Annotated in this window: 24 protein-coding genes; 4 read left to right on the top strand and 20 right to left on the bottom strand. The window is 59.8% G+C overall.

Features of this window, described 5'->3' with window-relative positions; all coding sequences use genetic code 11:
• Positions 1-3: 3 nt before the first annotated feature.
• The 5 genes from LOY70_RS22240 to LOY70_RS22220 all read right to left on the bottom strand — a co-directional run bounded on the left by LOY70_RS22240 (position 4) and on the right by LOY70_RS22220 (position 4,677).
• Positions 4-993 carry an ABC transporter ATP-binding protein gene (locus LOY70_RS22240; RefSeq protein WP_265029345.1) on the bottom strand — a complete coding sequence of 330 codons (990 nt, stop codon included), beginning with the start codon at positions 991-993 and terminating at the stop codon, positions 4-6.
• Positions 990-1,790 carry an ABC transporter permease gene (locus LOY70_RS22235; protein WP_265029344.1) on the bottom strand — a complete coding sequence of 267 codons (801 nt, stop codon included), beginning with the start codon at positions 1,788-1,790 and terminating at the stop codon, positions 990-992. The genes LOY70_RS22240 and LOY70_RS22235 overlap by 4 nt, the downstream gene beginning before the upstream one ends.
• Positions 1,777-2,613, bottom strand: coding sequence for an ABC transporter permease (locus LOY70_RS22230; protein WP_265038145.1), 837 nt, complete (start codon positions 2,611-2,613; stop codon positions 1,777-1,779). Before LOY70_RS22230 ends, LOY70_RS22235 begins: the two co-directional genes overlap by 14 nt.
• A gap of 5 nt (positions 2,614-2,618) precedes the next feature.
• On the bottom strand, positions 2,619-3,425 hold the full coding sequence (locus tag LOY70_RS22225) for an alkaline phosphatase family protein (protein WP_265029343.1): 807 nt from the start codon (positions 3,423-3,425) through the stop codon (positions 2,619-2,621).
• Between the two features lie 184 nt (positions 3,426-3,609).
• A complete protein-coding gene (locus tag LOY70_RS22220) occupies positions 3,610-4,677 on the bottom strand; it encodes an ABC transporter substrate-binding protein (RefSeq protein ID WP_025214994.1) in 1,068 nt (355 codons plus the stop codon).
• A 349-nt stretch (positions 4,678-5,026) separates the two neighbouring features.
• On the opposite strand from LOY70_RS22220, the gene LOY70_RS22215 reads away from it, so the two are divergent.
• Positions 5,027-5,758 carry a UTRA domain-containing protein gene (locus LOY70_RS22215; RefSeq protein WP_265029342.1) on the top strand — a complete coding sequence of 244 codons (732 nt, stop codon included), beginning with the start codon at positions 5,027-5,029 and terminating at the stop codon, positions 5,756-5,758.
• Positions 5,759-5,765: 7 nt separating this feature from the next.
• On the opposite strand, the gene LOY70_RS22210 is transcribed toward LOY70_RS22215, so the two are convergent.
• From LOY70_RS22210 to minC, 6 genes are all read right to left on the bottom strand, one after another.
• Positions 5,766-5,948: a hypothetical protein gene (locus LOY70_RS22210; RefSeq protein ID WP_265029341.1), complete on the bottom strand. Its 183-nt coding sequence runs from the start codon at positions 5,946-5,948 to the stop codon at positions 5,766-5,768.
• Between the two features lie 269 nt (positions 5,949-6,217).
• Positions 6,218-7,507 carry a M18 family aminopeptidase gene (locus tag LOY70_RS22205; RefSeq protein WP_265029340.1) on the bottom strand — a complete coding sequence of 430 codons (1,290 nt, stop codon included), beginning with the start codon at positions 7,505-7,507 and terminating at the stop codon, positions 6,218-6,220.
• A gap of 195 nt (positions 7,508-7,702) precedes the next feature.
• Positions 7,703-8,338 carry an RluA family pseudouridine synthase gene (locus tag LOY70_RS22200; RefSeq protein WP_025214990.1) on the bottom strand — a complete coding sequence of 212 codons (636 nt, stop codon included), beginning with the start codon at positions 8,336-8,338 and terminating at the stop codon, positions 7,703-7,705.
• Positions 8,339-8,442: 104 nt separating this feature from the next.
• Entirely contained in the window at positions 8,443-8,697 is a 255-nt protein-coding gene (gene minE, locus LOY70_RS22195) for a cell division topological specificity factor MinE (RefSeq protein WP_003179111.1), read from the bottom strand.
• Positions 8,697-9,509: a septum site-determining protein MinD gene (gene minD, locus LOY70_RS22190; RefSeq protein ID WP_025214989.1), complete on the bottom strand. Its 813-nt coding sequence runs from the start codon at positions 9,507-9,509 to the stop codon at positions 8,697-8,699. Before minD ends, minE begins: the two co-directional genes overlap by 1 nt.
• A 201-nt stretch (positions 9,510-9,710) precedes the next feature.
• On the bottom strand, positions 9,711-10,448 hold the full coding sequence (gene minC, locus LOY70_RS22185; RefSeq protein ID WP_265029339.1) for a septum site-determining protein MinC: 738 nt from the start codon (positions 10,446-10,448) through the stop codon (positions 9,711-9,713).
• A 118-nt stretch (positions 10,449-10,566) separates the two neighbouring features.
• Here minC and LOY70_RS22180 point away from each other — a divergent pair, with 118 nt between their 5' ends.
• Together LOY70_RS22180 and LOY70_RS22175 are read left to right on the top strand one after the other, a co-directional pair.
• Positions 10,567-11,499: a lipid A biosynthesis lauroyl acyltransferase gene (locus tag LOY70_RS22180; protein ID WP_265029338.1), complete on the top strand. Its 933-nt coding sequence runs from the start codon at positions 10,567-10,569 to the stop codon at positions 11,497-11,499.
• A gap of 41 nt (positions 11,500-11,540) precedes the next feature.
• Positions 11,541-12,695, top strand: coding sequence for a patatin-like phospholipase family protein (locus tag LOY70_RS22175; RefSeq protein WP_265029337.1), 1,155 nt, complete (start codon positions 11,541-11,543; stop codon positions 12,693-12,695).
• Positions 12,696-12,858: 163 nt separating this feature from the next.
• Here the strand turns inward: LOY70_RS22175 and LOY70_RS22170 are convergent, their stop codons facing one another.
• The 6 genes from LOY70_RS22170 to puuE all read right to left on the bottom strand — a co-directional run bounded on the left by LOY70_RS22170 (position 12,859) and on the right by puuE (position 18,460).
• Positions 12,859-13,644: an outer membrane protein OmpK gene (locus tag LOY70_RS22170; protein ID WP_265029336.1), complete on the bottom strand. Its 786-nt coding sequence runs from the start codon at positions 13,642-13,644 to the stop codon at positions 12,859-12,861.
• Positions 13,645-13,978: 334 nt separating this feature from the next.
• The gene (locus LOY70_RS22165; RefSeq protein WP_265029335.1) at positions 13,979-15,280 is read right to left on the bottom strand and encodes a urate hydroxylase PuuD; all 1,302 of its coding nucleotides are present in this window, start codon (positions 15,278-15,280) and stop codon (positions 13,979-13,981) included.
• 51 nt (positions 15,281-15,331) lie between these two features.
• On the bottom strand, positions 15,332-15,835 hold the full coding sequence (locus LOY70_RS22160) for an ureidoglycolate lyase (protein WP_265029334.1): 504 nt from the start codon (positions 15,833-15,835) through the stop codon (positions 15,332-15,334).
• Positions 15,836-15,955: 120 nt separating this feature from the next.
• Positions 15,956-16,951 carry an allantoicase gene (gene alc / locus LOY70_RS22155; RefSeq protein WP_265029333.1) on the bottom strand — a complete coding sequence of 332 codons (996 nt, stop codon included), beginning with the start codon at positions 16,949-16,951 and terminating at the stop codon, positions 15,956-15,958.
• Between the two features lie 55 nt (positions 16,952-17,006).
• Complete coding sequence (uraD, locus tag LOY70_RS22150; protein WP_265029332.1) at positions 17,007-17,522, bottom strand: 2-oxo-4-hydroxy-4-carboxy-5-ureidoimidazoline decarboxylase; 516 nt, start codon at positions 17,520-17,522, stop codon at positions 17,007-17,009.
• On the bottom strand, positions 17,519-18,460 hold the full coding sequence (gene puuE / locus LOY70_RS22145; protein WP_265029331.1) for an allantoinase PuuE: 942 nt from the start codon (positions 18,458-18,460) through the stop codon (positions 17,519-17,521). The genes uraD and puuE overlap by 4 nt, the downstream gene beginning before the upstream one ends.
• Before the next feature lie 414 nt (positions 18,461-18,874).
• Between puuE and uraH the strand changes: the two genes are divergently transcribed.
• Positions 18,875-19,228, top strand: coding sequence for a hydroxyisourate hydrolase (gene uraH, locus LOY70_RS22140; RefSeq protein ID WP_123415862.1), 354 nt, complete (start codon positions 18,875-18,877; stop codon positions 19,226-19,228).
• A gap of 94 nt (positions 19,229-19,322) precedes the next feature.
• Here the strand turns inward: uraH and LOY70_RS22135 are convergent, their stop codons facing one another.
• The 3 genes from LOY70_RS22135 to LOY70_RS22125 all read right to left on the bottom strand — a co-directional run bounded on the left by LOY70_RS22135 (position 19,323) and on the right by LOY70_RS22125 (position 25,548).
• Positions 19,323-20,711, bottom strand: a complete 1,389-nt coding sequence (locus LOY70_RS22135) for a hypothetical protein (protein ID WP_265029330.1) — start codon at positions 20,709-20,711, stop codon at positions 19,323-19,325.
• 363 nt (positions 20,712-21,074) lie between these two features.
• Positions 21,075-24,797, bottom strand: a complete 3,723-nt coding sequence (locus LOY70_RS22130) for a calcium-binding protein (protein WP_265029329.1) — start codon at positions 24,795-24,797, stop codon at positions 21,075-21,077.
• 121 nt (positions 24,798-24,918) lie between these two features.
• On the bottom strand, positions 24,919-25,548 hold the full coding sequence (locus LOY70_RS22125; RefSeq protein ID WP_265029328.1) for a LysE family translocator: 630 nt from the start codon (positions 25,546-25,548) through the stop codon (positions 24,919-24,921).
• Positions 25,549-25,588: the final 40 nt, after the last annotated feature.

Raw genomic sequence — 25,588 nt, 5'->3', positions numbered from 1 at the left:
CCATCAGGCTACCTCACACAGCGCCGAAGGATCGATGGAAAGTGACAGGCGTGTGCCGTCGGGGTGCAGATCGGCCGCCGAGCGATTGAGCACATCCACCACCAACTCGACGCCGCGTGCCTCCACTCGGTAACGAATCACGTTGCCCAACAGGCTGTGGCTGCGGATCAGCGCATCGGCTTCGCCACCGCGACTCAGCTCGATGGCTTCCGGGCGAATGGCGATGCGGCCGTTCACCGGGCGTTGCAGCAGCCGGCTGGCACTGTCGGCGTCCAGCAGGTTGTAGTTGCCGATGAACCCGGCGGCAAAGACATCGACCGGTGCAGTGTAAAGGGTCTCGGCATCGCCGCTTTGTACGATCTTTCCTTGGTTCATCAGGAAAATCCGATCAGACATGGTCAGGGCTTCTTCCTGATCGTGTGTGACGAAGATCGTGGTCAGGCCCAGTTCGCGCTGGATCTGACGAATCTGTTCGCGCAGGTGCTTGCGAATCCGCGCATCCAGGGCCGAGAGCGGCTCGTCCAGCAACAGCAGGCGCGGCCGGGTCACCAGGGAGCGGGCGAGGGCCACGCGCTGGCATTGACCGCCAGAGAGTTGATGGGGGTAGCGAGCGGCAAAGTCATGCAGCTCCACTAGGCGCAAGATTTCCTGCACCCGCTTGCGGCTGTCCTCGGCCTCGATCTTTTGCATGCGCAGGCCGAAAGCAACGTTCTGCTCCACAGTCATGTTGGGGAACAGGGCATAGCTCTGGAAGACCATGCCGATCCCGCGCTTCTGCGGGCTCAGCGGGACGATGTCCTGGCCGTCCAGCAGGATCTGCCCGGCATCCACTGCGGTCAGGCCGGCAATGCAGCGCAGCAGCGTGGATTTGCCGCAACCGGAAGGGCCAAGCAGGGTGACGAATTCACCCTTGCGGATCTCGCAGTTGATGTCGCTGAACACCGGAGTGCCGGCGTAACTTTTTTGCAGGTGTTGGACGCTGACGTAGCTCATTGGCTTTTGTCCTTGTTCAAGATGTTGGCCGCCCAGGTCAGGACCAGTACGAAGAAGAAGTAGGAAATCACCAGCGCACTGGTGAAGTGGCCGCTGCTGTTGCGCATGTTGTTCAGGTAGACCTGTAGGGTTTCATAGCGCGTGCCGACGAGGATGTTGGCGAACACGAACTCGCCAAACAGGAACGAGAAGGACAGCAGCAGCGCCACCATCAAGCCCTTGCGCAGGTTCGGCAGCACCACCAGCACGGCGGCCTGGAAGGTGCTGGCGCCGAGCAGTTGGGCGGCGTCCATCAGGTCGCGCAGGTTGATGGCTTGCAGGTTGTTGGTGATCGCCCGGTACATGAACGGCAGGGCGACGGTGAAGTAGCAGCCGATCAGGATCCACGGCGTACCGACCATCGCCAGCGGGCCGGAGCCATAAAGTTGCAACAGCCCCACCGACGACACCACGGGCGGCACCGCGAACGGCAGGAGGATGAGGATGTTCATCAGTGCGTCGAGTTTGGGGAAGTGGTAGTGCACCACGAACAGCAGCGGCAGGATCAACACCACCGAGAGCACCAGCGCACCGACACAGACCAGCAACGATTGACCGAAGGCGTGGAGAAAGCGCGGATCGCTCCACAACTGCACATACCATTTGAAGGTGAAGCCGCTGGGTAGCACGGTGGCCGACCAACTGCTGGCGATGGAGTAGACCAGCGTGCCGGCCAGGGGCAGCAGCAGGATGGCGAACAGCAGGTACACCACCGCCCGATGATAGAGCCCGACGGAGCCCGGTTCAGCGCGAGACATGGTAGCTCCTCTTGAGCAGCAACTGATGGACGATGGTCACCACGGTCATCAACGCCACCAGCACCACGGCCAGGGCACTGGCCAGGTTCGGGTCGAGGGAAATGTCGCCGGAGACCATGGCGGCGATTCGGATCGGCAGCACGTTGAAGTTACCGGTGGTCAGCGCGTAGACCGTGGCATAGGCGCCGAGGGCGTTGGCCAGCAGGATCACGAAGGTGCCCAGCAGTGCCGGGGTCAGCACCGGCAAGCCGATGTGCCGCCAGAACTGCCAGCCGTTGGCGCCGAGCAACTCGGCGGATTCGCGCCAGTCTTCGCGCAGGGCGTCGAAGGCCGGGTAGAGCAGCAATACGCCGAGGGGAATCTGGAAGTAGGTGTAGAGAATGATCAGCCCGGTTTTCGAATACAGGTTGAAATCCTCGATGATCCCCGCCTGCTTGAGCATGATCGTGATGCTGCCGTTGAACCCCAGCAAGATGATGAAGGCGAAGGCCAGGGGCACGCCGGCGAAGTTGCTGGTCATGTTGGCGAAGGCGTTGACGAAGTTGCGCAGCCGCGAATCCACCCGGCGCAGGGAGTAGCTGCCGAGCACGGCGATGATGATGCCGAACACACTGGACCAGAAGCTGATCTCCAGGCTGTGCTGGATCGCTTGCAGGTAGAACTTGGAGCTGAAGATCTTGCTGAAGTTGGCCAGGCCCCAGCCGAACTCTTCTGATTCCAGGCTGTTGATCAACACCCAGAGCAGCGGGGCAATCTGGAACACGATGAAGAAAATCGCGAAGGGCACCAGGCACAACGCTGCCAGCCATTTGCCGCGCGTCATGGCGTTCACTTGAGTAACTCCTGGCAATAGGGTTTGTCGTGGTCGACGCCGAGCAATTGGCAAATCGTGCCGCACAGCTCGGTCTGCCTCGGTGCGGCAGCGGGATCGAAACTGAAGCTGTCACCCAGGACGAACAGCGGCACTTCCCGTTCTTCGGCCAGCAGGCCGTTGTGGGAGCGGTCGTTGTTCATGCCGTGGTCGGAGGTCACCAGCACCTGGTAACCGGCGTCGAGCCAGGCTTGCAGGTAGACCGCCAGGTTGATGTCGGCCGAGCGGGCACTGTTGCGGTATTGCGGGGTATCGAGGCCGTGCTTGTGGCCGGCGTCGTCGATATTCATCGGGTGCACCAGCAGGAAGTTCGGCAAGTAGCGTTGGCGCAGGTGTTCGGCGTCGGCGAACAGATGGGAATCGGGGTAATGGTCATTCCAGTAGAAATGCCCGTGCTGGATCGGCAGGTCGGGGTTGTCGGTATGACGGTCCCGGCCGGCGATGAACGGTGACACGTTGTAGAGCTCGCTGACCCAATGATACGCAGCGGCGGCGGTGCTCAAGCCGGCCTGGGTGGCGTAGTGGAAAATACTGCGCTGGTTCGACAGGCGCGTGACATTGTTGTGCACGATCCCGCTGTCGAGGGGCACGACGCCGGTGAGGATGCATTCATAGAGCGGACGGGACAGGGCCGGCAGTTCACATTCCAGTGTGTAGAGGGCTGCGCGTCCTGCGCCGACATAGGCCTGCAAATGTCCCATGGCATGCCGGGCGACTTCGTAGTTGAGGCCGTCGAGCACCACCAGGATGACGTTGTGCTTCATAGGGACCGGGACTCCGGGGTAGATACCAGAAAACTCGAATCAACGAAGGTCCCGTGTGGGAGCGGGCTTGCTCGCGAATGCGGTCTGTCAGCCAACATCAATGTTGAATGTCAGTCAGCATTCGCGAGCAAGCCCGCTCCCACAAGGGATTTGCATCGGATATTCGAACGGGCTAACTACCGCCTCACTGCATATTGATGATCACTTCTTCCTGCCATTTCTGCGGCAGTGCCTTGGAAGTCTTCTCCCACGCATCCGCATCCTTGATCGGAGTCACACCTTTGTACTGCTCGTTCGGCAGCAGCTTGGCCTTGACCTCTTCCGGCAGGGTCAGGTGCTCGGCGCGAATCGGCCGGGCGTTGCCCTTGGCCAGGTTGATCTGGCCGGCGTCGCTGAAGATGTACTCACGGGCCAGCTTGGCGGCGTTCGGGTGCTTGGCGTATTTGTTGATGATGGTGGTGTAGCCGGAGATCACCGAGCCGTCGGACGGAATCAACACGACGTAATCATCCGGGTTGGCCATCTTGGCCTTGTAGCTCAGGCCGTTGAAATCCCAGACCACGCCGACTTCGACTTCGCCTTTTTCCATGGTGGCGATGGTCGGGTTGGCCATGGAGATGCGCCCTTGCTTGGCAATTTCGGCGAACATCAACAGGGCCGGTTGCAGGTTCTTCTCGTCGCCACCGTTGGCCAGGGCGGCAGCCAGCACGCCGTTGGCGGCCTGGGCCGCGGTGCTCACGTCACCAATGGAGACTTTGTACTTACCGGTTTTCAGGTCAGCCCATTTGGTCGGTACTTCGGAGCCGTGCAGCAGCTTCTTGTTGACGATGAACGCGATGGTGCCGGTGTAGGCCAGCGCCCAGTTACCGTCCTTATCCTTGGCCCAGGCAGGCACTTGGTCCCAGGTGCTTGGCTTGTAGGGTTGCACCACGCCCTGCTTGACCGCGATCGGGCCGAAGGCCGCGCCGACGTCGCCGATGTCGGCGCTGGCGTTGTCTTTCTCGGCGGCGAACTTGGCGATTTCCTGGGCCGAGCTCATGTCGGTGTCCATGTGCTTCAAGCCGTAGAGCTTGGCCAGGTCGTCCCAGGTGCCTTTCCAGTTTGCCCAGTCATCGGGCATGCCGACGCTGTTGACGGCGCCTTCCGCTTTCGCAGCGGCTTCCAACGTTTTCAGATCGGTGTCAGCGGCCATGGCGGCTGTGCACATGGCAATGGTCGAGCCTAACAGTGATGCCAGGAAAAGCTGTTTCATCCGAAGCTCCTATGGGCGTTTTCAACGCTGCGATTGCGGTTGTGTTGGTCTAGGTCAGCAATACCTGAGCCAATGTAGGCGAGCCCTGTGACATTTTGATGTCGACGCCGGTGGGGGCGGAAAATGTCGGGCACGTACCGGTTGGCTGCGAATTAAGCGTAGACCATGGTTAAACGGCTGATCTGTAAGGACTTGGCCGTTAATTTGCAGGTCTGCCGGACAACCGTTCGGCGGGTCTGTCATCTGCCAGTCATGAGCAATGCCTAGGCTTGCAGGAACGAGAAGCGGATCGATGCGCCATCGATTTCGCCCTGAAACAGTGCTGGTCTAGTCCAGATAGGTAACGTTGATGCGCATCGAGACAACCAAGGCGGTGACAACCATCGGGCAAGTCCTGCAAGAGCAGCTCGACCATGGGCTGCTGGCGCCGGGCAGCAAGTTGCCAGCCGAGCGCAAGCTCAGTGAGCTGTTCGGCACCACTCGGATTACCGTGCGTGAGGCGTTGTTGCAGCTCGAAGCCCAGGGGCAGATCTATCGCGAGGAACGCCGGGGCTGGTTCGTTTCGCCGCCGCGCCTGGCCTATAACCTGATGCAGCGCAGCCATTTTCACGCCATGGTCGCGGCCCAGGGACGGGTACCTTCTACCCAAGTGATCTCGGCGCGCCTGCAACCGGCGTCGGCGGCGGTGTGTGCCTGGTTGCAACTGCCGGCGCTGTCCAGCGTGATCCAGATCTGTCGCGCGCGACGCATCGATGAGCGTCTGGTGCTGTACGTCGAGCACTACCTGAACCCGCAGTATTTTCCGGACATCCTCGAGTTCGACCTCAACCAGTCCATGACCGAACTGTATGCCCGCCACTACGACTTGCACTACGGTCGGGTGAAATTCGAGATCGTGCCCACGTCTCTCCAGCCGGAAGCCGCGGCGGCGCTGAAGGTCTCGGTGGGCAGCCCGGGGCTGAGGATTGCACGGGTCAACTATGACCAGCACCAGCGGCTGATCGACTGCGACCTGGAGTTCTGGCGACACGATGCGATTCACGTCGGGGTGGACGTGCCCGAGCAACCGCCCGCTGCGTGAGATGAACTCAGGCTGACTCGTTAAGCTTGGCCAGGATCTTGAGCAGCACCGTTGCGAGGATCAGCAGCATGCCGATCCACATGGCAAAGACCCCGACGTTCTTGTCACGGAAGTTGAAGCCAATGGCCAGCAGGATCATGCCAGCGATGATGGGTACCAGCATGGCGTTGAACGAAGACATGGAAATCATGGCGACAGCCTTGTCGGGGAGGATAAGGCCAGTCTAGTTGGGGTTTTGTCGGGTTGTGATGATGTGGGTCACATCACCCCCCCCAATCCAGAGGCGAACACTCTTGTGGCGAGGGGATTTATCCCCGCTGGGTTGCGCAGCAACCCCCTACGCCCTATCGGATAATCGCGCTGGTTGGTGGATTCTGGGACTGCTTCGCAGTCCAGCGGGGATAAATCCCCTCGCCACAAGTGTTCATCTGCCTTTGCTCCAAACCGGTCCAGCTGCGGCTAAGGCAACTCACGACAGGCATAGAACGCGCTCAACACCTTCACCAAATGCGCCAGGTCATGGCTGCCGCACAGCTCGCGGATCGAGTGCATGGCGAAGGTCGGCAGGCCGATGTCCACGGTGCGCACGCCCAGTTGGCTGGCGGTGATGGGGCCGATGGTCGAGCCGCAGCCCATGTCGCTGCGTACCACGAAGCTCTGCACTGGCACTTCTTCGGCCATGCACAGGTGACGGAAGAACCCGGCGGTCTCGCTGTTGGTGGCGTAGCGCTGGTTGCTGTTGACCTTGATCACCGGCCCGGCGTTGAGCTTGGGGCCGTGGTTGGCGTCATGTTTATCGGCATAGTTGGGGTGCACGCCGTGGGCGTTATCGGCAGAGACCAGCAGGGATTTCTGAATGGTCCGTACGAATTCTTCACCCTCCGGCAGCAGACGCCGCAAGGTCTGTTCAAGCATCGGGCCGTCGGCGCCGCAGGCCGAGCAGGAACCGACTTCTTCATGATCGTTGCACACGAGCACGCAGGTTTCCTCGGTGTCGGCGCTCAGCAAGGCTTGCAGGCCGGCGTAGCACGACAGCAGGTTGTCCAGGCGCGCGCCGGCAATGAAGTCGCCATGCAAGCCAATGATCGCGGCGCTTTGGGTGTCGTAGAAGCTCAGCTCATAGTCGAGCACCACGTCGGCGTTCAGGCCGTGTTCGCGGGCCAGTTGATCGGTGAGCACGGCGCGGAAGTCGACGCGTTCGTCACCGGCGAACTGGGCAAGGATCGGCGGCAGTTCATTCTGCGGGTTGATGGCCCAGCCCTGGTTGGCTTCGCGATTGAGGTGGATGGCCAGGTTCGGGATCGTGGCGATGGGGGCCTTGAAATCGATCAACTGGCTCTCGACCTTGCCGTCACGGCGGAAGGTCACGCGCCCGGCGAGGGACAGGTCGCGGTCGAACCACGGCGCCAGCAATGCGCCGCCGTAGACTTCCACGCCCAGTTGCCAGAAGCCGTGGCGTTGCAGTTCCGGCTGGGGCTTGACCCGCAGGCAGGGGCTGTCGGTGTGGGCGCCGACCAAGCGGATGCCATCGTGCAGCGGTGCGTTGCGGCCCAGCTTGAAGGCGATGATCGAGGAGTCGTTGCGCGTGACGTAATACCGGCCGTTGGCCTCGGTGGTCCAGGTCTCGCGTTCGTCAAGACGCTGATAACCCGCCGCTTCCAGGCGCTGGGCAAGGCTGGCGGTGGCATGAAAGGGGGTGGGGGAGGCCTTGAGGAAATCGATCAGGCCCTGGTTCAACTCTGCGCGCATAAATAGCTCCAGACAGCGATGGGCGGGAGTTTACCGTATTGGTGGTCGATGGGGAGGGTGGCCGGTGGTTGATATTGGCGTTGAATGCCCGCCGTTATCTTGAGCAGGCTGCATATTGGATCGCTGGCGTTCACAGGGCTTGTATTCACCCTGAGTCCTCCTGTGGGAGCGAGCAAGCTCGCTCCCACAGGAGTATCAGAACGGTGCAGGACACTCGAAGCGCAGGCGCTCGCCGCTTTGCGGGTGGGTGAAGCTGAGCATGCTGGCGTGCAGGCACAGGCGTGGCCAGGCGGCGAGGGCCTGCGGATGGGCGTAGAGCCCGTCGCCCAGCAGCGGGTGACCGATGGACAACATGTGTACGCGCAACTGGTGCGAGCGCCCGGTGATCGGTGTCAGTTCGACCCGGCACCAGTCGCCGCAACGCTCCAGCACACGCCAGAAGGTCAGGGCGTGTTTGCCGTGTTCATGGTCCACCACGTGGCGCGGTTTGGTCGGCGGGTCGTAGCGCAACGGCAGGTCGATGCTGCCGCTGTCCAGTGCCGGCTGGCCCCAGCACAACGCCGTGTAGGCCTTTTCGGTTTCTCGATCATGAAACTGCCGAGACAGTTCGCGATGCGTGTCCGGGTCACGGGCCAGCAGGATGATGCCGGAGGTTTCCCAGTCCAGTCGGTGCACGATTCGTGCTTCCGGATAGCCGTTTTCCTGCAGGCGGGTGATCAGGCAGTCTTTGTTGTCGTCGGCCCGGCCGGGCACGGACAGCAGCAGGGTCGGCTTGTCGACCACCAGGACGGCGGCGTCCTGATGGATGATGCGGATATTGGAGAGGGGCATTGAAACAGTCTCGTACAAACGCCAACGGCGGCTCGGGCGTTTCCCCCAGGTCCTCATGGGAGGAGGGGAAAGCGCCCGAGCCGCCGTGGCTCCCGCAGGATCTATCAGCGATCCGGCAGGGTGATATTGAGTTCCAGAATCGAGCAACTGCCCTGGCTTTCCAGTGCCACATGCACGTCATCGCTACCGATGTTGACGTACTTGCGGATCACTTCCACCAGTTCCTTCTGCAAGGCTGGCAGGTAGTCAGGGGTACTGCGTTGGCCGCGTTCGTGCGCCACGATGATCTGTAGACGCTCTTTCGCGACCGAGGCGGTACTGGGCTTTTTGTTGGCACGAAAGAAGTCAAAAAGGTTCATTACCTACCTCCAAACAGGCGCTCGAAGAAGCCTTTCTTCGTTACATCGAGGAAACGATGCTCCACGGTTTTGCCCAGCAGGCGATCGACCGCATCGCTGTACGCCTGGCCGGCGTCGCTCTGGTCGTCGAGGATCACCGGCACCCCGGAGTTGGAGGCCTTGAGTACCGCTTGGGATTCTGGAATCACACCCAGCAGGGTGACCGCGAGGATTTCCTTGACGTCTTCGACGCCGAGCATTTCGCCGTCGCTGACCCGTTGTGGGTTGTAGCGGGTCAGCAGCAGGTGTTCCTTGATCGGCTCTTCGCCTTGCTCGGCGCGACGGGATTTGCTCGCCAGCAGGCCCAGCATGCGGTCGGAGTCACGGACCGACGAGACTTCCGGGTTGGTCACGACAATCGCTTCATCGGCGAAGTACATGGCCAGGTGGGCACCCTTTTCGATACCGGCCGGGGAGTCGCAGACCACGAACTCGAAGTCCTCCTTGAGCTGCATCAGGACTTTTTCCACGCCTTCCTGGGTCAGCGCGTCTTTGTCGCGGGTCTGGCTGGCGGCCAGCACGTAGAGATTCTCAAGGCGCTTGTCCTTGATCAGGGCCTGCTGCAGGTTCGCTTCGCCGTTGACCACGTTGACGAAGTCATAGACCACGCGACGCTCGCAACCCATGATCAGGTCGAGGTTACGCAGGCCGACGTCGAAGTCGACGATGACTGTTTTGTGGCCGCGCAGAGCGAGGCCGGTACCGATAGCGGCGCTGGTGGTGGTCTTACCCACACCACCCTTGCCGGATGTAACCACGAGAATCTTGGCCAAGGTGTTTCACCCCTAAGGAAAAAGGACTTTGTCAGCCCCTGAAAAACATCTCTGGAAAACTGCTGCAATTGGACAGGCTTGGCTGGAATCGGATGTCGGGCGGGGTCTACCTCCGGTAAACACTGCCTGATCCTGTTTCCTACGTCGTTTAAGCCGTTTTCGCTACGTTTTAGAGATGCTTGGAAAATGCGGCAGTATCCGTTAAAGCCGAATGATGTTCAACACGTCGCCCGACAGGCTGACCTGGACGCCGGCCCCCCACAACGGGTCGCGCCGTAGATCCTCGGAGACCTTGTACTGCCCGGCGATGGAGACCAGTTCAGCGCTCAATTGCTGACAGAAGATCCTGGCTTTCGTATCACCCTTGACACCGGCCAGCGCACGACCGCGCATCGGACCGTATACATGGATGTTGCCATCGGCCAGAAGTTCCGCACCCGGGCTGACCGAGGACACGATGACCAAATCGCCACCCTGGGCATAAATCTGCTGCCCGCCGCGTACGGGCGAGGTGATGACGCGGGTGGGCTTGATGGTGGGCTCCGGTGGTTTTTCCGGGGCTTTCTTCGCTTCGACCGGGTTGAGTTCCAGCAGACGCTCCCGGGCACCGGACGGCGGCAGTACCGGAATGTCCACGGCGATGGCGGCGGCGATGTCTTCGATACGGTTGGCGCGGATCGCCAGGGTGCGCAGGCCATGCTGGCGGCAAACGCGCATCAGGCCCGGCAGGTCCACCGCGCCTTCGCCGGCCGGCAGCTTGTCCAGCGCCAGCACCAGCGGGGCATTGCTGAAGAAGTTCGGGGCCTGGGCGACTTTGGCCGCCAGCTGCCGGTCAAGGCTCTCCAGGTCGTTGCGGGCCAGTTCCAGCACCGTAATGGCGAGCATGCTGCCCTTCAGCTGGAACACGGGATCTTGGTCTAGCGGTTCGGTTTGGCTCATGGTCGGCGTACAACGGCTTGTCACTAAAAGTGCCGAGACTTATAACGAGAACGTCCGCCAGCCGCAACCCGGGTCGAACAATGTAGAATGCGCGGCCCATGCCTTTGTGGAAGCTTTAATGGATCGCCCGCGTTTACGAGCTGCTTTTTTTCATCCGCGTTTCTGGCTGCTGTGGTGCGGCCTGGGGCTGTTGTGGCTGATCGTTCAATTGCCTTATCCGCTGCTGCTGCGGGTAGGACGTGTACTGGGTGCGCTGATGTACCGGGTAGCAGGCGACCGACGGCGCATCGCCCGGCGCAACCTGGAACTGTGTTTTCCTGAAAAATCCCCTGCCGAGCGCAAGCGTTTGCTCAAGGAAAACTTTGCCTCCACCGGCATCGCCTTTTTCGAAATGGCCATGAGCTGGTGGTGGTCGCGGTCGCGCCTGGCGAAGCTGGCCCATGTCGAGGGATTGGAACATCTCAAGCAGGCCCAGCGCGAAGGCAAGGGCGTGATCTTGATGGCGTTGCATTTCACCACGCTGGAAATCGGCGCGGCGTTGCTTGGCCAGCAGCACACCATCGATGGCATGTACCGCGAGCACAAGAACCCGCTGTTCGACTTCATCCAGCGCCGCGGCCGCGAGCGGCACAACCTCGATTCCCTGGCGGTGGAGCGTGACGATGTGCGGGGCATGCTCAAGTTGCTGCGCGCCGGTCGGGCGATCTGGTATGCGCCGGATCAGGATTACGGCGCCAAGCAAAGCGTGTTTGTGCCATTGTTCGGTATCCAGGCTGCGACCGTTACCGCCACCAGCAAGTTCGCTCGCCTGGGCAAGGCGCTGGTCGTGCCCTTCGTCCAGGAGCGCCTGGCCGATGGCAGCGGCTATCGTCTGGTGATCCAGGCACCGCTGGAAGATTTCCCGGGCGAGACCGAGGAAGCCGATTGCATTCGTATCAATCAATGGGTAGAGCGGTCGGTGAGCGATTGCCCCGAGCAATACCTCTGGGCCCATCGGCGCTTCAAGAGCCGTCCACCGGGTGAGCCGAAGCTGTACGACAAACGCGGTTGAGTCCGTTTTTTTGAGACGCATCTTGAGCACGGAGTGTTGCGATGACCCCAGCTGAACCGGTTACAGGTTTGATTCTTTCCGGCGGCGGGGCTCGGGCGGCGTATCAAGTGGGGGTATTGGCGGCGATTGCCGAATTGCTGCCCGACGGGGCGCACAATCCATTTCCAGTGATCGTCGGCACTTCGGCCGGGGCGATCAACGCGGTCAGCCTGGCGAGCGGGGCGATGGACTTCAAGACCGCCATCGAACGCCTGACCGCCTTCTGGCAAGCGGTGCGCAGCCATCAAGTGATGCGCAGCGACTGGCGAGGCGTGCTGGCCCAGTCGACGCGCTTCATCACCCACAGCTTGCTGGGCCTGGGGGCCAAGTTGCCGGTGGCGCTGATCGACAGTTCGCCGTTGCGCGAACTGCTCGAAGCCCAGTTCCACGCCTCGGGTATCGAGCAGGCCATCGCTGAGCAGCAATTGCGGGCAGTGGCGGTGACGGCGTTCGGTTATGAATCCGGCCAGGCCGTGACGTTCTACCAGGGGCGCGGCACCATCGATGCCTGGCTGCGACACCGGCGTATTGGGGTGCCGACGCTGTTGTCGGTAGAGCATCTGTTGGCCAGCTCGGCGATTCCCTTGTTGTTCGCGCCGGTCAAGATCGGCCCGCAATACTTCGGTGATGGCGCCGTGCGTCAATCGGCGCCCATCAGCCCGGCCTTGCACCTGGGGGCCAATCGGGTGCTGGTCATTGGCGTCAGTGGCAACCCGCGCGGCGCGGGTGGCCAGGATCCGTTGGCGCGTATCTACACCGGACTGCAACCGACCCTGGCGCAGATCGGCGGCCATATGCTCAACAGCACGTTCATTGACAGCCTGGAAAGCGACATCGAGTTGCTTCAGCGCCTGAACGGCTTCAGTCACCTGTTGCCCGATGATGTACCGGCCCATGCCTTGGGGGCGGCGCCGGTGGAGGTGCTGGTGATTTCGCCCAGCCAGCCCATCGATGAAATCGCCGCTCGTCATCGCCAGGAATTGCCCCGCGCGCTGCGGGTATTTCTGCGTGGGCCGGGCGCGACCAAGACCAGCGGCGCCAGTGTGCTGAGTTACCTGCTGTTCGAGGCGGGGTATTGCAGCGAGCTGATCGAGTTGGGCCGCCAGGATGCGTTGGCACAGCGTGGGGAACTGAGTCGGTTCCTGGGGTTGTCCTGAGGGGTGAGTCCAACCCGAGCCCCTGTGGGAGCGGGCTTGCTCGCGAAGGCGGCTGCACATTCAATATCAGTGCAAGCTGATCCACCGCTTTCGCGAGCAAGCCCGCTCCCACAGGGGATTTGTGGCGGGCTCCAGGTTCGGGGTTAACCTGAGACTGAATCGGTCAGAAGTGATACTTGAGCAAGAAGCTGGTGTTGCTCTGGTTGGTCTTGAACCCTTCGCTGTCCTCGATCCCGTACTTGTTCTTCCAGTAGTCATACTCCACGCCCACATACAACTGCTTGGCGCCGAGTTTCAAGGCTTTGCCCAGGTCATATTTGATCTGCGGGTTGATGTGCAGGTTGGCGTGGTAGGTGCCCTTGGAATTGCTGTCGTTGTCCACTACCCAGTCGATGAAACCGTCGATCAGGAGGTCGGATGAACCCAGTGGAACGGTGTAGGCCCAGGCCGGGGTGATCTGCCAGACATTGTCGCCGGCGCGTGGGCCTTCGGTCTGGCGGTTGTAGAAGTTCAGCTGGAAGTAATCGAAGCCGGGAATGGCCAGGTCGAAGCCCGGGCCGATCAGGTAGGACTCGTTGTCGCCTTCGCCGAATTCATAGGTCATGGCCAGCAGCACGTCCTTGATCGGACCCAGTTCCAGCTTCTGGTCGAAGATCTTGCCGAACGACAGGCGCGGGCTGAACTCACCGTAGTAGGTGTTCGGGCCGGACTGGCTGTCGTCCTGGCCGTTGTAGAAGATCCGATCGAGGAAGAAGAAATTGTCCCCGTATTTCCAGGCGTCGGCGTGTTCGAAGGTCACAGTCTGCTGGATGCGTGGATTGACCTGGAAGTCCTTGCCATAGAGATAGGTCAGGCTGTTGTTCTGCCATTGGAACAGGTCATCTGCCATCGCCTGGCCCCCCGCCAGCAAGGATCCGGCGAGCATCAGGCTGGTGCGCGTACGTTTCATTCGGTTTGCTCCCAAAGGTAAGTGGTACCGCTTTTTTTTCAGATCAGCGCTCTGGTGCGGCGCTGTTTTCCGACGTAGAAAAACATCCGTTCGGTCAGCTTTTCGTTCGTGGCAGATGCTGATAGCAAGAGCTGCGCCAAGGCCGGAAAAAGCTCGTCCAGCTATTTGGAACAGTCGAAAATATTCCCCGTGATGCCGGGATAAGTTGGCGTGTCGGTCAGGATTCGATGGTTTTTACGATGCCTGGATGCGAACGGCCGCGCAGGATACGGGCTTGCCCTAACGGGCTAAAGTGCCCTGCAACGGCGCATTCGCGGCGAATTTGGGGCGCGGCTCAGTTGGTCCGCGCGCCTTGGTTGATCCATGCGCCGATCAGGTCACGTTCCTGCTGGGTCATCTGGGTGATGTTACCCAGGGGCATGATCTGGCTGGTCACGGCCTGGGCCTGGATGCGCGCGGCCTGTTGCTGGATCTGCTCTGGCGTATCGAACATCACCCCACCTGGCGCGGCGCTGAACAGCGGGCTGGTAGGCTTGGCCGAGTGGCAGACCGAGCAGCGTTCCTGGATCACGCTGTGGACCTTCTCGAACGACGGGCCTTGGGCGTTGGCGGCCTGGGTGGGCGCCGAAGCCGGTGCGGCAGGGGCCGTCGCCGGTTTTGCACCACCGCCCACTGCCGTTTCCGGCAACGGTTGGTACTCGATCACGCCGGGTGCCTTGGCCACGTCCGGTGCGCTGGGCATGGGTTTGGGACCCGTGACATAGGCCAGGCAGATCATCGCCAGGGCACCGACCGGCAGCGTCCAGGCAAACCGGTTGCTGTCATGGCGCGTGTTGAAGTAATGCCGCACCAACACCGCCGCCACGGCGATACCGGCCAGGATCAACCAGTTGTACGGGCTGCCGTAGGTGCTCGGGAAGTGGTTGCTGATCATGATGAACAGCACCGGCAGGGTGAAGTAGTTGTTGTGGCGCGAGCGCAGCAGGCCCTTGGCCGGCAACGCTGGATCGGGGGTGCGGTTCTCGGCGATGGCCGCGACCAGGGCACGTTGTGCCGGCATGATGATGCGGAACACGTTGCCGACCATGATCGTGCCGATGACCGCCCCGACATGCAGGTAGGCACCACGACCGCTGAACACCTTGCTGAACCCGTAGGCGGCGGCGATCAACAGTACGAACAGGATCAGGCCGAGCAGGGCAGGGTGCTTGCCCAAGGCCGAGTCGCACAGGAAGGAATAGACGAACCAGCCGACGAATAACGAGCCGATGCCCAGGGCGACGCCTTCGGGACCGCTCAGGCCGCTGCCAGGGGCCAACAGGTAGACGGTCGGGTTCCAATAGAACACTACGCACAGCAGGGCGATCCCCGACATCCAGGTGAAGTAGGCTTCCCACTTGAACCAGTGCAGGTTGTCCGGCATGGACGGTGGCGCGAGTTTGTATTTTTCCAGGTGGTAAATGCCGCCGCCGTGGATGGCCCACAGGTCACCGGCCAGACCGCTTCGGGGGTTGACGCGGTTGAGGTTGTTTTCCAGCCAGACGAAGTAAAACGACGCGCCGATCCAGGCCACGCCAGTGATCATATGAACCCAGCGCACGCTCAGGTTCAACCATTCCAGCATATGTGCTTCCACAGTCTTTACCTCTCGCCCGTCACGCTTGTCTGCGCGTGATCGGACCTTCTCTTATTGGTGGGGGGCGAGGATTAGAAATTCATCCTCTGGGAAAAAATGCTCATCGCAGTTGTTGCCTGTGCCACTGCGATCAACCACCAGGAAGTCATCCCGCTTTTCGATCGTCAGCACCGGGTGGTGCCAGACGCCGCGATGGTAATTAATGCCCTGCCTGCCGTTGGTGACGAAGGCGCGGACCAAGCCTGATACAGGTGCATCGCCAAGTGGCGCGACCACGATCAGAAAGGGGTTGCCGAGCAGCGGAATGAAGGCCTGGCTGCCCAGCGGATGGCGCTCCAGCATGCGTACGGTCAACGGCATGTCCAGCGCGTCGGCGCGGAAGATGCTGATGATCGCCTGGTCGTCCGGCGTAGCGGTTTGCACCGTCGCCAGGCGATGGAAGCGCATGGTCGAACCGTTGTTGATCATGAAGTGATCGCTGCCGTCGGTTTCGATCACGTCACCGAACGGGGCGAAGGCTTCTTTGGTCAACGGTTCGATCTTGAGTGTGCGCATGCTGGTCTTCTTATCCAAATTCTGTGTTGTTTGTTGTGCCGCCATCGCGAGCAAGCTCGCTCCCACAGGGGAATGCATTTCAAATGTGGGAGCGAGCTTGCTCGCGATTTGGGTTCACCCTTATTTCGATACCTTGCCCAACACCCGCAGACGACTCACGCCACCATCCGGGAATACATTCAGGCGGATATGGGTGATCGGCCCCAGGGCCTTGATCTGCTCGGCGAAGGTGTGTTCGGCGTGCATCTCCAGTTTCTGGCTCGGCAGCAGCTCGCGCCAGAACAGCGACTGGGTTTCGATCTGGCTGTCGGTGCCGCCCTTGACGAAGGCGCCCTGGATCGAGCAACTGTCCGGGTAGTTGCCCTTGAAGTGCAAGGTGTCGACGATGACTTGTTCAACGGAACCGGCATGGCCCAGGGCGACGATCACCCAGTCATTGCCCGGGGTACGCCGACGGGCGGTTTCCCAGCCATCGCCCATGTTCACGCCTCGGCCCGGGTTGAGGATGTTGCTCATGCGGCCAAAGTGCTCGTCGGAGCAGGCCAGGGCACGGCCTCCGTTGAGGGCGGCGGCCAGGTCGATCTGTTCGTTGTCGCCCACGGCCGACCAGTCGCGGTACGGAATGCCGTAGACCCGCAACCGGGCCACGCCGCCATCGGGGTAGATGTTGAAACGCAAGTGGCTGAAGGCCTGGTCGTTGCTGATTTCATGGTAGTGGTGGCTGTTGCCTTGCAACTCGACGGCCGAGAGCACTTCCGTCCACTGGGTGTTTTCGTCCGGCTCGCCTTCGCTCAGGAAGCAGGCCTCCAGAGAGGCCGATGGCGGGTAGTTACCGGTGAAGAATGAGGTGTCGATGTCCACGCCTTTGATCGAACCCGCCACACCCAGGCGGATCACCGCGCTGTCGTAGCCTTCGAAGCGCTTGCGCCGCGACTCCCAGCCGTCCATCCACTTGCCGTTGTCATCGAACACGCCCTCCTTCCACACGGCCGGGGTCGGCTGGAACAGACGGTTGGCGTCGGCGAACCAGTCATCGGTGACCGAGATGATCCGGGTGCCCAGGCGGGCGTCGGCCAGGTTGACGAATTTCTCGAAAGGTACGGCGTAAGCTTTCATTCTTCTTGTCTGCCTTTAAATAAGTTGGCTGGGGATGCTTGCAGGAGGCTGCTCGCTAAAGGGTCAGTAGTCGGAACAACGCGATCTTGTTGATCTCTGCCAGCGCGCATTTGAATTCGGTGTCTACCGAGTGATGGATGCGCGTTTCGAACGCCGCGAGGATCTGGTGCCGGTTGCTGCCTTTTACCGCCATGATGAAGGGAAACTTGAACTTGGCCTTGTAGGCGTCGTTCAGCTCGGTGAAGCGTTGAAACTCTTCGGCCGTGCATTGGTGAATACCGGCGCCGGCCTGTTCGTTCGTGCTGGCTTCGGTCAGTTGGCCCTGGACGGCGGCTTTGCCTGCCAGGTCCGGGTGAGCGTTGATCAGGGCCAGCTGGCTGGCGTGATCGGCGCTCAACAGGATATCGCTCATGCGCTGATGCAGGTTTTCGATCTGGTCGATCGACGGGTCCTGGCCCAGGTCGAAAGCCTTTTCGGCGACCCATGGCGAATGTTCGTAGATATCGGCGAAGGCGTTGACGAACGCTTCGCGGCCCAAGGCGGAAGGCTTGAGCGTCTGGAACGCAGTCATTTCGACGCTCCTGGTTTCACCGCTTCGGGGCAGGGGTGGGTCTGTTGCCAGTGGCGGGCGATGTCGACGCGACGGCTGAACCAGACGTGTTCATGGCCTTTGACGTATTCGAGGAAACGCTTGAGGGCGGCGAGACGGGCCGGGCGGCCGATCAGGCGGCAGTGCAAGCCGATGGACAGCATCTTCGGCGCCTCGGCACCTTCGGCGTACAGCACGTCGAATGCATCCTTGAGGTACTGGAAGAAGTCGTCGCCCTTGTTGAAACCCTGCACTTGGGTGAAGCGCATGTCGTTGGTGTCGAGGGTGTACGGGATCACCAAGTGCGGCTTGCCGTTGGGCGTGTTCGGTTCCCAGTAGGGCAGGTCGTCGTCGTAGGTGTCGCTGTCATAGAGAAAACCGCCTTCTTCCATCACCAGCCGACGGGTGTTGGGGCCGGTGCGGCCGGTGTACCAGCCCAGCGGGCGCTCGCCGGTGATTTCGGTCAGGATGCGGATCGCTTCGAGCATGTGCTCGTGCTCCTGGGCCTCATCCATGTATTGGTAGTCGATCCAGCGATAACCGTGGCTGCAGATTTCATGACCGGCGGCGACCATGGCACGGATCACGTCCGGATGGCGCTGGGCGGCCATGGCCACGGCGAAAATGGTCAGCGGAATATCGAATTCCTTGAACAACTTGAGGACCCGCCAGACACCGGCACGGCTGCCATACTCGTACAGCGATTCCATGCTCATGTTGCGCTCGCCCTGCAGCGGTTGCGCCGCGACCATTTCCGAGAGGAACGCTTCGGACTCCTTGTCACCGTGCAGGATGTTGCGCTCGCCGCCTTCCTCGTAATTGAGCACGAAGGACAGGGCGATGCGGGCATTGCCTGGCCACTGGGGATGGGGAGGGTTACTGCCGTAACCGATCAGGTCGCGTGGGTAGTCAGCGCTCACTGCAGTCTTCCTTCTTGTTCGAACCATGTAGGTGGCGCCCTGGCGATAAGTCACAGGCTGGCGTCACGACGATGGGATGATTGTATACAACTTTATGTGCGATTTGTAAGCCTGATTTTTTGCATTTTTCACTGCGACCTTGGGTTTGTCTACACTGCAAGAAACCTGCCCACCTGGTCAGTTAATCGCTGGAAGGATAGCGTATCTGCTGGTTTGCCTTCAGATTGGACAGGCACCCTGGTCGGAACAGGCGCGGGGCAAAATATCTGTTTTTTATTGTGTACAATTTTCTTTTAAAGTGTCTTAATTCGCTCATCGCCGTGGCGTTTCGTGCTCCGAAACAGTGCGGCCTGTCTTTCAACTGATTCAGGAGGCGTCGGGCCGGGCTGCCCAGCAGCGAGGCTCGCACAATCAATGGGACGTTTGACTACTCACGTTTTGGATGCCGCACACGGCTGCCCGGGCAGCTCGATCAAGATCGAGCTGTACCGCGTGGAAGGTTCGCAATTGCACCTGGTCGCCAACGCACAGACCAACAGCGATGGTCGTTGCGATGCGCCGTTGCTGCAAGGGGACGACTATCGGTCGGGGGTCTATCAACTGCAATTTCATGCCGGTGATTACTACCGCGCCCGTGGTGTGCAGCTGCCCGAGCCGGCGTTCCTGGATGTCGTGGTGCTGCGCTTCGGTATTTCGGCCGAGCAGGAGCATTACCACGTGCCCCTGCTGATTTCGCCCTACGCCTATTCAACCTATCGAGGCAGTTGATCCCCGGAGCAACTGCCTTGTCCTGGAAGCGACTGCGCATAGCGCTTCTTTGGTTTTCGCCCGCTCACACTGCGGGCTTTTTTTTGCGGCGTATTTACAGCCTGGAATAGTCATCCCGGATGATAAAGACGGTGTCTGGAATGCCTGGACGGATTTCGGTACCGCCTCTGAGCCAGATGATCTTGTTGGCAGCGTGGCCCTCCCTGACGACTTTCGCCGCGGCTTCGCCGATCTGGTTTTCCAAGAGCACGCCGGCTGTATTGGGATCCAGGTACGTTGGCAGGGAAATCTTTGGAATCCTGGTGCGATGCAGGCTTATGAAAAATACATAGTCATGCTCTGCTCGTTGGAATACCAACGCTGGAAAACTGTTGTAGGAGCTTGGCTCCATGACCGTGTAGCCATTACGAGTCAGAAGGGCGGTCATGAAGCGTTTGAACTCCACGGGTGTGTACGTCGTTTGGAAAAACAGCCACTGTCGCTGGAACCGCAGGGGATCAAAATCCAGCCGCTCCAACGTCCCCGTTGCGGATGGAATGGGCAGGGTTATCGAGCGGGCAGCCCCTCTGGAAGAGGACGTGGTAGGAAGCGTCGGCAACATCAAGAGCGGATCGGACCAGTGCGGATACGGCGCGAGGCCTGCGTTTTTCCAGCTGTTGAAAATCTGCCGCAGGGCAGTCAAACCCGCGGCATCGGCGAACGGTGAGTCATTGGCGAGTTCAAATTGCCTTCTTGCGATGTTTTCCAGGGTGGTTGTCGTGACATCTGGAAAACAATCCCTGACGTAAGCCGTCAGTGGTTTTTCAAAGGGAAGCCGGGTGTCAATTTCCCAATGGTTGTGCGGTGGGATTTGCACTGCGCCTCGGGGTTGCTCGTCTGGCGTATGCCTGAGGGTGGCTTCCAACAGATCAAAGTCATAGGTGGGATGGATGGGCGGTTGAATGTAAGTGATCGGGTGTTCGCGCGCGTCGCTGCGTGTCACCACCTTATAGTGAACGTTGTCCAGGGTGAGGAATCCGGACGCTATGAATCTTGGGTCAATCGCCCAGTTCTTATTGAATGCCGGGAGGCTTTGCCCAGGTGCTTCGCTTTGTGAAGTCGTGCGTGAGCGCTTGAGTGCAGTCACTTGCGATGCCTCATCATCCGACAGCCTGTGGGGCGTAGAAATAAGATCTGAATCACCCTCGTGCAACACCTCCGGGTGCGCAATCCGGCGCCATAGGTGGCTGCCTTCCACCTGCTCCAGGCGTGGTCCGGAGGCGACGAGTTCGATGCCTGATCGGGCCCTGTAGTTCTGTTCGGAATCGCGACCCAGCAGCACCGTTCCACCTTCTGAAAGATCGACGTAAGTGCGTGTCCTGAACGTCCGGATTCCAGAGGTTGGGTCTGGTTCCGATAGCATGGGCACCAGTTCGGGTGAAAGGTAATAGTTGTCCAGCGTTACCGAGAGGGGGGCATCACTGATGGAGGCCTGTGATGCCATATCGGATATCTGAATGGTCGGGCGCTGAGATTCCGGGGCTCCAGTGGGGCGTCCGGTTGGTGAGACGGCTGCCTGATCGGTCCCTTCTCCTCGCATGGGATTTCCGAGCATTGTTTCCAGTGGCGTATCGCGACTGGAGTGAGGTGTATCAGGGGACGACTTTGGAATATTGGGCCGGGTGTTTTGTCTTGGACTCATTGAAAATGCCTGTTCTTAAGTATTGATGCTTCATGTGGCCATGAAGCGGATGGCCTGTCGTATAGCTGACAGGCCTCGGGCTTAAGAATGTTCGTGGAAAACCAACAGGCAGGTGCACTACATATATATGGCGTCTGAAAAACCTTCGAAAAAGAGTTGTGAAGGCTATGTACGTTTGGAAGAGGCCTCACCCAATGAGAGCAACCAATTGAGTTGAGAAAGCCTTATGCCGAAGACCGCGCTCAGTGCTAGCGCTCGGGCAAACCTCACCGAGTGTTCCAATGTGAAGCTCTCCATTAATTCAGTGCACTTTGTGCGCAACAAACGAAGGGCGTCATCACTCATGGGTGGGGTCTGATTGAGGCCTTCGCGAGCCAGATCCTGATAGATCTTGAGAGCGTGCTCACACAGGTTTGTTTTTCTCAGGTTCGCCGCCTCTATGACTCGGGACTTATCTGTATCAAGGGTCCATTTGCGGGTTTTGAGGTGATAGCTCAAGGTGCCAGGGGACCCATCCTTGACGGCAAGGTGAAGCACCTTCAGTTCTTCGGATGCCAGGCTGGACAGTGCGCTGGGTAATGCTGCGCTGGGATCGGTGAGAGGGGCTAAATACCGGCCATCGAGCGCTTCTACATAAACTCGCTCAAACAGGCTGTCGACAGCATAAACAACACCTTGTGCCGTGATGACGCGTACCTGGTCGACAAGGTCTTCAGCTTCATAGACGGGAAGATGAATGATCGTTGCGCCGATCTGCAGCAGGTTGGAGGAAAGTTTTATCTCGACTTGACCGAGGTGCCTGGCGTCGAGCTCCCATATAGAGGCGTGGGGTAACTGGGGCTTGGCGCCGGCCAGCGCACCCGGCGTGGACAGGCGTAACGTCATGTCCGGGCTCAGGTGAACAAGGTAGGTGGAGCCTTCGCCAATCAGGACTTCGATGCCCGTCTGTTCCGTGGGTGATGTCAGCATGGCGCAGGTTGCCCTGTTACCCATGTAGTGGGGATTTTTGTCCAAGGGTTGTAGATAGGGGTAGTTCTTTTTCGTCGGCGTGAGTGACAGTGACGCTTCTGTTTTCCACTCCACCGGATCTTTGCCGATGAATGTTTCGTCCAGCAGCAGATCATAGTCGGGCGAGGGTTGGACCAGGCGGTAGCACGAGCCATCATTCATGATCAGAATAAAAGTATGGTGCGAACCCAACGCGGAAAATGCACGCCGTCCTGTCTTGGTGTTTTGCGCGCTGTAGCGTTCATCGGAACTTGCCAGGTTCTTCAAGACGACTCGGCGAACGCCAAAGTGTAAGGTCAGGCCACATTCGCCATATTTTATGGTGTCCCCTTCCTCTTCCTGAATGACGTGGGCGTTGTAATGAGCCTCGATACGTGTCAGTTCGGAATAGGTGTAGTCCAGGTGGAGAGTGGTGGAGAATTTGCTTTTTTGTTTGACCTTGAGTGTGGTGAGTTCATGAGTACGTGAAACATGAAAACTCGTGTCCTGGTCATGGGCGATTTGCTGCTCGCTTCGACCCTTCAGGATGGCCGGGTTTCGCGCTGTTCCTGGCTGTACCACCATTGCTTCAATGTCCAGTGGGCCGCTGTGCTCGATGGTGTCAGGCAAGTCGGGTACCAGATGGTAGCCATCCCGGGTGATGAACGTCAGCCTGTTGTTTTGTAAGCGCCTTGGATAATCAGTGTTTTCATAGACGTCCCTGATGGTGACTTTGCGCAACTCCCAGTCGCTTGCATCAAAGCATGACGTAATCACCAAATGATTTTCTTCAATTTGCCAGCACTCAATCAGGTCCGCTCTCCAGTCCAGTGCGATGACGCTGTTGCCTACGCCGTCTTCGCTGATGGAGACCGCGCCGGGTTTATGAGCGATGGCGTAGACATCATCGCCAGGCCCACCGTCTGCGTTGTGGTTGTTTCCATTCAGAAGAAAAATCCGGTCATTTCCCGCACCGGCCTCGATTGAATCATTGCCGCGGGACTTGATGATGTTTGGGCCGGCGGTACCCTTGATGACGTTGGCACCGCCCTCAGGGATTTCAACATTTTCAATGCCTTCAAGGACCGCATGGCGATAGTGTCCGCTCTCTGTGTCGTGACTGGCATGAGTGATGATGGACACTTGCCCGGCCTCCAGGTCGACCTGATAACCCAGGCGTGGCTCCTGACTATTGCGGGTGCGGCCCGATAAAACGAGCGTGTCATTGCCCAGGCCACCCACCAGGGTATTCGTCGAAAGGGTTTGGCTTCCACTGAGGGATTCTGCCGAGCCCTCGAAGATAAAAACGTCATCCTTCACGCCGCCGGTCAGTTTTTTAACACCCGCACCGTAGTGGAAGACATTTGGCTGGTTTTCAGCGCCTAGAACAGTGTCGTCGCCACCGCCGATATACCAATGGATGCCTTTATCTTGCGCCGACGTTTCAATGACTGCGCCGGGCGTCTGAGCAGTAACGCCATTACGCGCGTCGACCCGGTCGTCGCTGTCTTTGATCCTGGGACGCACTGTCGTCGCCTGGTATTTTTCTCCGGTCCACCAATTCCAAGTGGTGTACATCACCGGTTCGAGTTCTATGGTGAACGCACCGTTTACGATCGCCTCAGTGCTGTCTTTCAATGGGCCTTTGAGTAAGTACAAGGCGTTGGCCCGCAGCCGCTTGGTATGTTCGGCAGTCGCCTTGGCGATGGTGTAGCGATCCTGGATGTCTTTATCAGGGCTGATTGCCCAGAAGGCGAACCAACCGGTGCGCAGGCGCTCGTGTACGGTGAGTTCTATGTAGTCGTCGATTTCATCGACTTGACGAATCGCGCCCCAGATTTGTGATCCAACCACCAGGATAAGCCCCGCGGCAAGGCCCACCGGACCGGCCGAACTGAAACCTGCCAGTGCCGCTATACCGAGGGTCACGCTCATGGCCGCGCTGGTGACGCTCAAGGCGGCGCTGACGTAGTGATCGGTGGCTTCTTTGTCGGTGGCGCGGGCGGCGGCCTTGAAAGAGTCGACAGCGGCGATGATATCGAAAGGCAGTGTCAGTACGCTGGCAATCAGGCCGCTGCCACGGGCGAGCCTTATGGCGCAGCCTGTGTTGGCAAAATCCCTGAGGGAGCTCTGGCCGGCCTTGATCATCTGAGTGGCTTGTCGGGTCACCGCTGCCTCGACACCGATCGAGGCCATCTCGGCCGCCACGCCGGCCCCGTTGAAGACCGTCTGGTAAGCGTCCTTGTTCTGGATGGCGTCCTGCAGGCCTCGCAGACCGCTGTAGATGCCGAAGGCCTGGAGGCCGAGTCCGGTTGGGATGAGGAGGGTGCTTTTCCCTTGGCTCACCCAACTCATGGTTTGCGAGACCGCATGGAGGTTGAGTCTCTGGGCGGCGTTTAAAAGCTTTTCGAATGTGCTTCGATAACCGGTTGGTTCGGCCTGTGTATCAGGACTTCCCCTCAACAAGGGGCGCGCCGTGGGCGGACGTTGACTCGCTATTTCGAAAAGTAATGTGAGTAACCGATAGTCGTCCACGTCGGGGGTGAGCGTTATACGTGTTTCGATGGCAACCGCGCAGAACTGCAGGGAGTTCACAAAAAAACGATTGGGGATGCGGAAAAAAGTATTGTCCCCTGTCAGCGGTTGTCCATCGGTCGTTGCACCCAACGCATCCAGGGCTGAACGGGTCACCTTCACGGCGCCGATAGAGAGCGGGCCATAAAGTTTATCTACGATTTCGAGTTGGGCCTGCCGATGTTTGTGTTCCGCGCCGGGCAGCGTTTCATCGGCCGCCCGGAAGTCGAGTGTTTCGACCGTGTATTCATTGGCATGCAAGCCCAGGTCCGTAATGACTACGGCCTGGTCGTCAGAAACAGAGTCGGGATAAAAAACCTTGGCCATGGTGAACGTCCTTGTTCAACGATGATGTAAATGGCCCTCTATCTAAGGTGTTTTCCTGAAGGGTGTATATCGTTTGGTTGTTGCCGTGTTTTGCAAAAACCTGGCGTAACTAACGAAAGACTCAGTGACTGGACAGTAGAGAGGCTGCGCCCGCGCCGCCAAATAATCCGGCACTGATGCGGTTGAACCAACTCTGGCCTTTCCCCGTACGCAAATACCGCGCAGCACCGTGGGCACCGAGGCCGTAGGCCAGCTTGCACAGCAGGTCGAGCACGGTCCAGGTGGCGATCATGATCAACAGTTGCGGCAGGAACGCTTGCTCGGCGCTCAAGAACTGCGGCAGGAAAGCGGCAAAGAACAGGATGTCCTTCGGGTTGCTCGCGCCCAGCACGAACGCGCGGCCGAAGAGGGCGCGAAAGCGTGGGGTGGCAGCGGCCTGGGGCACTTCGGCGCCCTGGGAAGGTTGGCGCGACTGCTGCCAGCTCTGCCAGGCCAGGTAGAACAGGTACAACGCACCGATGATCTTCAGGGCGCTGAACAGCTGTTCCGAGGCCATCAACAACGCACCGAGTCCCAACGCCGACGCACTCAACAGGCAGATCGAGGCGATCACCCCGCCGAGGAACGCCGGGTACGAGCGACGCAGGCCATAGTTCAGGCTGTTGCCGATCATCAACAGCGACAGGGGCCCGGGGATGAGAATCACCACCAAGGCGGCGCCGCTGAACAACAGCCAGGTTTCCAGATTCATTGCGTTGCTCCTGATGTACAAAAGCCTCACCCAATGGATG

It is taken from the genome of Pseudomonas sp. B21-054 (assembly GCF_026016345.1).
Classification (GTDB): domain Bacteria; phylum Pseudomonadota; class Gammaproteobacteria; order Pseudomonadales; family Pseudomonadaceae; genus Aquipseudomonas.
Note: the sequence above shows the minus strand (reverse complement) of the source record. Positions and strands in the feature narration are given on the sequence as shown.

Bases quoted from the DNA above. Each gene is read 5' to 3' on its own strand.
- uraH (WP_123415862.1), top strand. From the start codon at position 18,875: ATGGGACGTTTGACTACTCACGTTTTGGATGCCGCACACGGCTGCCCG.
- LOY70_RS22205 (WP_265029340.1), bottom strand. From the start codon at position 7,507: ATGCGCGCAGAGTTGAACCAGGGCCTGATCGATTTCCTCAAGGCCTCC.
- LOY70_RS22175 (WP_265029337.1), top strand. From the start codon at position 11,541: ATGACCCCAGCTGAACCGGTTACAGGTTTGATTCTTTCCGGCGGCGGG.
- LOY70_RS22130 (WP_265029329.1), bottom strand. From the start codon at position 24,797: ATGGCCAAGGTTTTTTATCCCGACTCTGTTTCTGACGACCAGGCCGTA.
- LOY70_RS22235 (WP_265029344.1), bottom strand. From the start codon at position 1,790: ATGTCTCGCGCTGAACCGGGCTCCGTCGGGCTCTATCATCGGGCGGTG.
- LOY70_RS22135 (WP_265029330.1), bottom strand. From the start codon at position 20,711: ATGGCATCACAGGCCTCCATCAGTGATGCCCCCCTCTCGGTAACGCTG.
- LOY70_RS22230 (WP_265038145.1), bottom strand. From the start codon at position 2,613: ATGACGCGCGGCAAATGGCTGGCAGCGTTGTGCCTGGTGCCCTTCGCG.
- LOY70_RS22170 (WP_265029336.1), bottom strand. From the start codon at position 13,644: ATGAAACGTACGCGCACCAGCCTGATGCTCGCCGGATCCTTGCTGGCG.
- LOY70_RS22215 (WP_265029342.1), top strand. From the start codon at position 5,027: ATGCGCATCGAGACAACCAAGGCGGTGACAACCATCGGGCAAGTCCTG.
- LOY70_RS22200 (WP_025214990.1), bottom strand. From the start codon at position 8,338: ATGCCCCTCTCCAATATCCGCATCATCCATCAGGACGCCGCCGTCCTG.
- LOY70_RS22225 (WP_265029343.1), bottom strand. From the start codon at position 3,425: ATGAAGCACAACGTCATCCTGGTGGTGCTCGACGGCCTCAACTACGAA.
- LOY70_RS22220 (WP_025214994.1), bottom strand. From the start codon at position 4,677: ATGAAACAGCTTTTCCTGGCATCACTGTTAGGCTCGACCATTGCCATG.
- minC (WP_265029339.1), bottom strand. From the start codon at position 10,448: ATGAGCCAAACCGAACCGCTAGACCAAGATCCCGTGTTCCAGCTGAAG.
- LOY70_RS22125 (WP_265029328.1), bottom strand. From the start codon at position 25,548: ATGAATCTGGAAACCTGGCTGTTGTTCAGCGGCGCCGCCTTGGTGGTG.
- alc (WP_265029333.1), bottom strand. From the start codon at position 16,951: ATGAAAGCTTACGCCGTACCTTTCGAGAAATTCGTCAACCTGGCCGAC.
- LOY70_RS22210 (WP_265029341.1), bottom strand. From the start codon at position 5,948: ATGATTTCCATGTCTTCGTTCAACGCCATGCTGGTACCCATCATCGCT.
- LOY70_RS22240 (WP_265029345.1), bottom strand. From the start codon at position 993: ATGAGCTACGTCAGCGTCCAACACCTGCAAAAAAGTTACGCCGGCACT.
- LOY70_RS22160 (WP_265029334.1), bottom strand. From the start codon at position 15,835: ATGCGCACACTCAAGATCGAACCGTTGACCAAAGAAGCCTTCGCCCCG.
- LOY70_RS22180 (WP_265029338.1), top strand. From the start codon at position 10,567: ATGGATCGCCCGCGTTTACGAGCTGCTTTTTTTCATCCGCGTTTCTGG.
- uraD (WP_265029332.1), bottom strand. From the start codon at position 17,522: ATGACTGCGTTCCAGACGCTCAAGCCTTCCGCCTTGGGCCGCGAAGCG.
- minE (WP_003179111.1), bottom strand. From the start codon at position 8,697: ATGAACCTTTTTGACTTCTTTCGTGCCAACAAAAAGCCCAGTACCGCC.